At 74.2% G+C, this 3,143-nt stretch carries 2 protein-coding genes; one reads left to right on the top strand and one right to left on the bottom strand.

All coding sequences use genetic code 11. The features are described 5' to 3' along the window. Window positions 1-488, top strand: a 488-nt coding sequence (locus CCN39_RS45610; protein WP_143264420.1) for an aldehyde dehydrogenase family protein, incomplete at its 5' end; no start/stop codon positions are given. A 109-nt stretch (window positions 489-597) separates the two neighbouring features. On the opposite strand, the gene CCN39_RS45615 is transcribed toward CCN39_RS45610, so the two are convergent. Further along, the coding region (locus tag CCN39_RS45615) for a helix-turn-helix transcriptional regulator (protein ID WP_086853177.1) at window positions 598-3,143 on the bottom strand (2,546 nt) is incomplete at its 5' end.

The following is a 3,143-nucleotide window of genomic DNA, read 5'->3' on the forward strand; positions in this document are numbered from 1 at the left end:
CCGGCGGCCGGGCCCGGCCGGACCTCGGCCCGCTGTTCTACGAGCCGACGGTGCTCTCGGGCGTCACGCCGGACATGCTGCCGTTCGCGGAGGAGACGTTCGGGCCGGTCGTCTCGATCTACGGCTACACCGACGTCACCGACGCGATCGAGCGGGCCAACGACACGCCGTTCGGGCTCAACGCCAGTGTCTGGTCCCGCAACGGCCGCGCGGGCTGGGAGGTCGCGGCGCGCCTCAAGGCCGGGACGGTCAACGTGAACGAGGGCTACGCGGCGACGTTCGGCAGCGTCGGCGTCCCGATGGGCGGGATGAAGGACTCGGGCGTCGGCCGCCGCAACGGCGCCGAGGGCCTGCTCAAGTACACGGAGTCCCAGTCGATCGCGCTCCAGCGCGGCCTCGCCCTCCGCCCCCCGCGCGCAATCCCGGGTTCCGTGTGGTCCCGAGGCATGACATTCGGCCTCAAAGCCCTCCGCCGCCTCCCCCGCTAACCCGGAACTCGCGTGATCCGACCCGGAACTCGCGTGATTGCAGCCGGAACGGCTCTGATCACGCGAGTTCCGGCTTCAATCACGTGAGTTCCGGGCTCGATCACGCGAGTTACGGGGTGGGGGCGGTGAGGAGGCCTCGGTCGTAGGCGATGGCGACTGCTTCCGCGCGGCGGCTTGCCCCCAGTTTGGCCATGACGCGGGAAAGGTGGACGCTCACCGTTTTTTCGCTGATGTAGAGCTCTTCGCCGACCTGGCGGTTCGTGCGGCCCAGGGCGACGCGCTCCAGGACGTCTCGCTCGCGGTCGGTCAGCGGGTCGGTGACCGTGCGGGCCGGGGCCGCCGGTTCGACGCCGTCCAGCTCGATGCGGGCGCGGTGGGCCAGGTCGCGGACCGCGTCGCGCAGCGGGATCGCGCCGAGGCGGACCGCCACCGCGTGGGCCGCTTCGAGGGACGGGCCCGCGTCGGTGTCCGCCGCCAGCCGGGCTTCGGCCTCGTGCCAGCGGCAGACCGCCTGCTCGTAGACGGCGCCGTAGCCGAACGCCTCCGCCGCGATCGCCCACTTTTCCGCGTCGCCGCGACCGGCCAGGCAGGTCGCCGCCGCCTCCAGGCGGGCCAGCCACGCGCGGCCCTCCGGACCGAGCGTCCCCGAGCGCGGCTGGCCGACGACCGAGCACATCCGGCCGTGCGCCAGGAACCGCTCGCCGGCCGCCACCGCGGCTTCGGCCGCGGCCTGGTCGCCGTGGACGCGGGCGTCGGCGGCGAGCTTGGCCGCGGCGGACACGCCGAGCGCGGCCATCCGGATGCCGGCGAGCAGCCCGGGTTCGATCCGCTCCAGCCAGCCGATGACGTCCTCGGCCCGGCGCACCGCCTCGGCGTGGTCGCCGCGCCAGTAAGCCAGCTCGATCCCGGCGCCGCCGGCCGACAGCGGGATCTGCATGTCCGCGATCCAGTGCTGCTGCAGCCCGGCGATCAGCTTCGCGGCCTCGTCGAAGCGGCCACGGGCCACGACGAACTGCGTCCAGACGGCCTGGATCCGCGCGGCGACCGCGCTGGACACCCCGCGCCCGGCCCGGCCGGCGCTCTCGTCCGGCCAGTCGCCCATGACGTACCGCAGGACCAGCTGCCCCGCCCGCAGCTCCAGCCCGAACGTGCTCCAGCTCAGCCCGGCTTCTTCCGCCCGCGCGACGCCGTGCGAAGAGTGCTCGAGCGCTTCGGCGAACTCGGCCTGGTCGTGGTGGCTCAACGAAAGGAAGTAGGTCGCGCGGATCTCGGTGTTGTACGCGCCCACGTCGCGCGCCTTGCGCTGGGCCTGGCGCAGCCGCTCCCGGGCCTCGGCGGCGTCGCCCCGCGAGTCGGCCAGCGTGCCCAGGGTGACCAGCGCCGACGCCTCCGCCCCGGTCGCGCCCACGGCCTGCGCGTCGGCGACCGCCGCGAGCGCGCTGTCGAGCGCCGCCTCGGGCTGGTCGAGGATCCGGAGGAACCCGGCCCGGCTGGCCAGCACCCAGGCGCGCGCGGAGCTGGGCTCGGTGTCCTTCACCAGGTCCCACGCCCGGTCGATGGCGGCGACCGCCTCGTCCAGGGTGCCCTCCAGGGCGAGGAGCGCGTCCGCGAGCCGCCGCCACACCTTCGCGGCCCGGTCGTTCGGGATGTCGGCGGTCAGCGCCTGGGTGGCGGAGCGGGCGAACGCGGCGGCCCGCTCGGGCTCGCCGGACGTCCCCGCGAAGTAGGACGCCTCGTACAGCAGCCGCAGCTCGTCGAAGCCTTCCGGCCGGTCCGCCGGGGCGACGGCGTCCCAGATGGACAGTGCCTGTTCGACGTGCTGCAGCGCCGACCCGGGCGCGCCGAGCTTCTCGGCTTCGTCCATCGCGCGCAGCAACGCCGGGAGCGCGGTGGCCAGATCGCTGCTCTGCATCGAGTGGTAGGCCAGCTTCGCGTCGTGACCTCGGCCCTGGGGCCGCGCCTTGATCCGCGCCGCATACCCCGCGTGCGTGCGTGACCGCTCCCCCGGCAGCAGATCGCCGTACACCGCTTCCTGCAGCAACGCGTGCCGGAACGTGTAGGAGCCGTCCGAGAGCACCACCAGCACGTGGTGCTGGACCGCCTCCCGCAGCGCCTCGTCGAGTTCGAGCTCCCCCAGCCCGCAGACCGCGGCGAGGGCGGCGTGCATCACCGGCTCGGTGGCCACCGAGAGCACGCGGACCACCTGCCGGGCGTCCGGCGAGAGCCGCTCGAGCCGGGACAGCAGCACCTCGGCCAGCCCGGCGGGCAGGTCGTTGCACTCGGTCTTGGTGGCGAGCAGCTCTTCGGCGAAGAACGGGTTGCCCTGGGACCGGGTGACGATGTCGGCCACGACGTCCGACGGCAGCGGCTCGTCGGCCAGCGCCTCGACGAACCGGCGGGCGTCGGCCGCGCCGAAGGGCTGCAGGTCGACGCGCTCGACCGTGGCGAGCCGGACGAGTTCCGCGAGGAGGCCGCGCAGCGGGTGACGCCGGTGCACGTCCTCCTCGCGGTAGCTGCCCACGACCAGCAGCCGCTGCGCCCGCAGCCGGCTGAGCAGGAAGGACAGCAGGTTGCGCGTCGAGGCGTCGGCCCAGTGGAGATCCTCGAGCAGGATCACCACCGGCCGCGTCTCGGCGATCTCGGTCAGCACCCCCA

The sequence above is a fragment of the Amycolatopsis kentuckyensis genome, assembly GCF_002155975.1.
Taxonomy (GTDB): Bacteria; Actinomycetota; Actinomycetes; order Mycobacteriales; family Pseudonocardiaceae; genus Amycolatopsis; species Amycolatopsis kentuckyensis.